The sequence below is a fragment of the Carnobacterium sp. genome (assembly GCF_032094055.1).
Lineage (GTDB): Bacteria > Bacillota > Bacilli > Lactobacillales > Carnobacteriaceae > Carnobacterium_A.
Window position 1 is genome coordinate 7684 of record NZ_DAMDAK010000050.1, and the last position, 5778, is coordinate 13461.

A 5778-nucleotide genomic window follows, 5' to 3' on the forward strand; every position below is an offset into this window, starting at 1 on the left:
TCAGAATATCCCAAATGAACATTTGATAAAAAAAGCTGAAGGATAACTTAAAGTAAACAGCTCGACCTCATCTAATAATCGAACCCATTTTTTGCATACTTCTTCTTAAATTACTTTGCCTCCCCTTCTTGTTTCCTTTATAATAAAACCATGTTAAATAACACATATTTCAATATAATGTGTTACTTAATTTTTATCAAAGCCATAAATTGCCTAGCTTAAGGCAAATTATGGTTATTTACTATATTTATGTAAGCAAATTGGGCTTTTACAAAAAAACATACACAAAATTAATATGAATAGCTTCTAATCAATTTCAAAAAAAGAGTTTATTTTAACCAATAACATCTTTGGTATTTACTACATACGTGGAGGGACTACATATGCGCGATATCTTGGAAAAATATGAACAAAGAAAACTTGAACTGTTTGAAACACTTTATTTTTGTGAAGATTGGATGACTATCCCTACTCTTGCTAAAAAATTACTGTGCTCCGAAAGAACAGTAAAACAAGACATTACCTCATTAAAAGAATCTTTACCAGATGAGTATCTTCAAACATCTCATAGAGGTATTCGTTTATTTTTACCGACACATATCAGTATTGAGATGATTTACCGTTCGGTATTAAAAGAGAGTGCTAATTTCAATTTACTGGAGAGTTTGTTCCATGACGAAACCAAAACTCTCGAGGAAATGGCTGACTTTTTATATACCAGTCCTACTACATTAATAAGAGCCATAAAAAAAATAAATCTTGCGTTAAACGACTATTCGCTTCAAATCCAAACAAATCCTTGTCAATTGATTGGACCGGAAGCGAACATCCGCTCTTTTTATATTTGTTATTTTATGGAGAGCTACACTCATTTCGAATGGCCTTATCCTACTATTGATCAAAAAGTATTTGATAATTTTTTGATCTTAGCTGCAAAATTTGTGCATTTCCAATGGAATTTTTCAGATTTTGAACGAGTAAAACATTGGATTGCTGTTAGCTTGATTCGTACTCAAAAAGGACATTATGTTGAGATTAAACAAAACGATCTAACGAAATATATCCCTGATCTATCAAAGTTTCATTTCATTTTAAAACCGCTTGAGAAAAAAATGAATATTTCTTTTCGACCTCAGTTTATTGAGCAAGTTTTTGCTGTCTTTTTAAATAATAGTTATGTCTTTACTTATGATCAGTTAATCAAAGAATCAGAAACAGACCCTGAACTGAAGAAGTCAGTTGATCTCTTGTCTGGCTTATTAGATACTCTATCTAAACAAGTGGGCATTCCTATTCCCAATAAAGAACATCTTTTATTAGATCTTTATAATCTGACTAAGATGGTTTCTAGGCCAAATAACCACATACGAAAAGTGACATATATCCTTTTTGACCAAAAAGAATTTTTTGTCCATTCACTGGAAGAAGATATTCCTGACTTTGTTCGTTTAGCAAAAAAACAGATAAATACTTATAAGAAAAAGATGGACTTGATTTTTAGTAAACATTCAGTAGATGAGTTGGTTTATACACTGATCATTCATTGGGAGAATCTATTTATCGAATTACATAAACAACGCAAAAAAGCAAAGGTACTGATTATCAGTACCTATGACTTGGAACATGCACAATTGATACGCGATGTTATCGATATTCATTACCATGACAATGTTACGTCAGAGATCTATTTGGAACCTCGGCTATCATTAAAGCAACTCAAAAAAATGGAGTACGATGTTTTAATTACTACTACTTCTTTTGAGCCTATCCAAGATAAAAAAATCATTTGCATTCAAAATATACCGACAGAAAAAAACTTAAGGGAAATCAAGTTAGCGATTGATGAGGTAAGAAAATCGGGTCAGCTGCTTCGAAGCTGAAAAAAGTAACTTAAAGAAGAAGTTAGAGAAAAAATTGATAAAATAATATTGCTTTAAAACATTAATAAGAATGTAGTCTTACATGTTGAATTCGCTTTAGAGTTTTTAAGAACAGCTACAACTAAAACCAAAAGAAGCTTATACCGATAAACTTTTGGTATAAGCTTCTTTTTTTCTTTTAAAATCAATTTTTAAATCCATCAGTTGGCTTAGGTTCAAATAAATCGGCTATTTTTTTGCCGTCTTCATTAAATATCTTGATCGCTTGTTCAGTTAACTCTTTATTCAGCATCCGTTCAACGATGTCAGGAGATACGGTTGCTGTATGTGCCCCAGCTATCAATGAATCAATTACTTGATTCGAATTTTTAAAGCTGGCAGCCATGATTTCAGTTTTTAAATTTCGTTCATCAATAAATTTCCGCATTTTTGTAATAGAAGCATAGGGATCGATACTATTATTCGACATACGGTTAACGTATGGAGCTATATAGTCGCATCCAGCTAACGAGCTGAGAATTCCTTGGTCGGCAGAATAAATAGCGGTACCTAAAACAATTTGATTAGGAAAGTCTTTTTTTATTTCTCTAATGATTCTTATTCCTATCTTATTTATAGGAACTTTTATCCCAACTCGTTGAATGATTCTCAGTTTTTGGATTTCTCTAAAATCATGATACAATTCTTCAAATGTATCACCGACTAATTGCACAAAAACTTTTTTTGCTCCATTCTCAACAATCTTAGTCAATTGAATAAAGCGCTCCTCTTCCTCTTTCAATAGAATTGTTGGATTTGTTGTCACTCCTTTAAAAATACCTAGTTTCATTGTTTCTAAGATAACCGTTAATTCTCCCGTATCTAAAAACATATCTTTCCTCCTTAATCAGCAAACTAGTTCATTTTGTTTATAGCAAGTTGCTTATCTTGAAAATAATCGTATTCTTTAAACAATTTTAATAATTCATCTAAATCATAAACTATTCTGTCTGGTCTAACCATATGCTCTTCAAATTTATTAAAGCGGTTATTCAGCCAAATAACTGTCCAACCCGCATTTTTTCCACCAACAATATCATTTCTATAAGAATCGCCAATAAATATTGGTTTCTCTTTTCCTATTCTTAACTTATGTTCGACAAATTCAAAAGCTTTTTTATCTGGTTTTGCACAGGCCATTGATCCAGATATAAAGATGTGATTTGCCGAAATCCATTTTGATAGACCTAACCGGCTTATTTTATTTTGTTGATGTACTAGCGGTCCATTTGTCAGCAAAACCAGCTTATGATTCTTCTCAGATAGTTTGTTCAATAAAACTTTCACCTCTGGGTAAAGGGTAATTTTTTGCTGTTCTTGCTGATAAACCTTTTGAAAATGGGTAGCTTGTTCTTTGTTTAATGAAATATCGAATTTAATACAAGCATATTGTATTCGAATAATTTGCATCTCTAATTTTGACATTTCACCAGTTTCACTTTGCTCAAATAACTCTTCGCTTTTCATTCTGCTTAACTGATAAATTCTTGCCATCTTTTCAGGTGATACCTTTTGTATGGTATGATAAAATGCTGTCTTAAATGGTATTAATTGGTCATAGAGTGTATCGTCTACGTCAAAAACTATTGTTGCCATTTTTCACATTCCTTTACTAAAAATCTAACGTTCTAATATAGCAAATAACCTTACCATATTGGATTGATAAGGTTATTTACATATTCTTTGCTATTAGTTGATATACTGCTTATTCAGTCTAAACAAAATGAACAACTTTATTCTTTTCTTTTTTCCGAATTAGTTCCTTGGACTGATAAACAATATTTTCAACAGTCAGACCGTACTGCTCTTTCAAATAAGCCGCTTTCCCAACTTGCCCAAATTGTTCTCGGACTCCTATCCGGTATTGCAAAGTAGGCTTTTCTTCAGACAGTACTTCTGCTACGGCACTTCCTAGCCCTCCAATAACATTATGGTTTTCAGCTGTGATAACTGCTCCTGTTTCTGCTGCTTGGAGAATAGCTTTTCGATCAACAGGCTTGAGGCAATACAAATCAATGACTGTGGCTTCAATTCCTTCAGCAGCTAATTCATTAGCTGCTAGCATCGCATCCGCAACCATTATTCCCGTAGCTAAAATGCTAACATCTTTGCCTTCTCTTAATAGTTTAGAACCTGTTTCAAATACATCTTCCTCATTATATAACTTGATCGCCTGTTTACGAATTGTCCGGATATAACTAAAGCCATCGTGTTTATAAGCTTGTTTTAAAATAGCTTTTAACATTGTAGCATCACTGACTTCATAAACAGTCGCTTTGGGAATAGCCCGCATCAATGCTAAATCTTCAAAAGGCATATGCGTCCCTCCGTTTGCTTCAGCTGTTACACCGGCATCAGAGCCTAATATAACTGCACTCAATTGAGCATAATTCAATGAAACAAACACTTGATCAAATACTCTCCGACTAGCAAAAGGACCAAAAGTATGAATAAAAGGCTTAAATCCTGCTACAGCAAGACCAGCTGCGCTTCCAACTTCTTCGGCTTCCATAATTCCTACATTAATCAAACGCTCCCCTAGTATGTCCTTGATTTTACTAGTAGTGATGGCACTGGATAAATCAGCTTCTAACGCAACAACTTTCTCATCCTCTTCAGCACATTCAATTAGAAAGTCCGCATAAGTTTTACGCATTTCAATCGAATCTAATTCGGCTACAAATTCTTTCATTAGACAGTCACTCCTAACTCTTCTCCAATTTGTTGAATAGCTGTTCGAATGGCTTCATTCGTGTCATCATCCGGACGCAAATGGTGGTTATCTATCATGTTTTCAATATACGTTACGCCTTGGCCTTTAATTGTATCCAATACAATGACCGATGGTTTCCCTTTTAATTCTTTAGCAGCAGTTATCGCTTCAGAAATAGCTTGAACTGAATTGCCATCAACTCGAATTGCGTGAAAACCAAATGCTGAAAATTTATCGACAAAATCAAATGGATTGCTAATATCTGCCGTGTAGCCATCCAATTGTTTCTTATTGTCATCAACAAACACAATTAAATGATCTAGTTTTTGATGTGCCGCCATTTGAATAGCTTCCCAACACTGGCCTTCGTTCAATTCGCCATCGCCAACAATGGTGTACGTATAATTATTTCGCTTTGCAATTCTGTTTCCTAATGCAATACCAGTAGCAGCAGAAATTCCTTGCCCTAAAGAACCTGTTGTCATATCGACACCTGGTGTTTTATTGCGGTCCGGGTGCGAAGGAAGACTAGTTCCGTTTTGGTTCAACGTATACAGCCACTCTTCAGGAAAGTACCCCTTTAAAAAGAGTGTCGCGTATAAACTTGGACCGCCGTGTCCTTTTGACAATACAAAGTAGTCGCGCTCAGGATCATCTTTTATTTCTGGACTGGCATTAAGATGTTTACCGTAGATAACAGCCAACGCCTCAACAATTGAAAGACTTCCACCGTAATGTCCATACCCCATATAGTTTAATTCTTTTAATGTATAGTATCGGATTTCTTTAGCAAAGCGTTCCATTTGCTCTACATTCATTCACTACTCCTCCTCTATTTGTCAAAATGATTAATTGATTTCAGCTGTTTCTTTTTTCTTTTTACTAAATACAGTCAGACCGACCATAATAACCAATACTGCAGCAATTCCAACAATTACAGCAGTTTGTCCACCATAATTACCTAGGGTTCCAAGGAACAATCCGGATACAGCAAAGTCAGCATCTGAGAAAGTAGAGCCCGCAAAACCAAGATCGCCTAAAACAGGAATCAACAATACAGGTAAAAAGCTGATTAGCATTCCTTGAACAAATGAACCAATGATAGATCCACGAAGTCCACCTGAAGCGTTACCCATTACTCCCGCT

The 5778-nt window shown here is 34.5% G+C and carries 6 protein-coding genes; 1 reads left to right on the forward strand and 5 read right to left on the reverse strand.

The annotated features are described in order from the left end of the window. Positions 1-383: 383 nt before the first annotated feature. A complete protein-coding gene (locus RT405_RS08570) occupies positions 384-1880 on the forward strand; it encodes a M protein trans-acting positive regulator PRD domain-containing protein (RefSeq protein ID WP_313469101.1) in 1497 nt (498 codons plus the stop codon). Positions 1881-2064: 184 nt separating this feature from the next. Here the strand turns inward: RT405_RS08570 and RT405_RS08575 are convergent, their stop codons facing one another. The 5 genes from RT405_RS08575 to RT405_RS08595 form a co-directional block, all read right to left on the reverse strand. Further along, positions 2065-2751 carry a transaldolase family protein gene (locus RT405_RS08575; protein WP_313469102.1) on the reverse strand — a complete coding sequence of 229 codons (687 nt, stop codon included), beginning with the start codon at positions 2749-2751 and terminating at the stop codon, positions 2065-2067. A gap of 23 nt (positions 2752-2774) precedes the next feature. Further along, the gene (locus tag RT405_RS08580) at positions 2775-3515 is read right to left on the reverse strand and encodes an HAD family hydrolase (protein ID WP_313469103.1); all 741 of its coding nucleotides are present in this window, start codon (positions 3513-3515) and stop codon (positions 2775-2777) included. Positions 3516-3633: 118 nt separating this feature from the next. Then, positions 3634-4611, reverse strand: a complete 978-nt coding sequence (locus RT405_RS08585; RefSeq protein WP_313469104.1) for a transketolase C-terminal domain-containing protein — start codon at positions 4609-4611, stop codon at positions 3634-3636. Next, the gene (locus tag RT405_RS08590) at positions 4611-5450 is read right to left on the reverse strand and encodes a transketolase (protein WP_313469105.1); all 840 of its coding nucleotides are present in this window, start codon (positions 5448-5450) and stop codon (positions 4611-4613) included. The genes RT405_RS08585 and RT405_RS08590 overlap by 1 nt, the downstream gene beginning before the upstream one ends. Before the next feature lie 30 nt (positions 5451-5480). Continuing rightward, the coding region (locus RT405_RS08595) for a PTS transporter subunit IIC (protein WP_313469106.1) at positions 5481-5778 on the reverse strand (298 nt) is incomplete at its 5' end.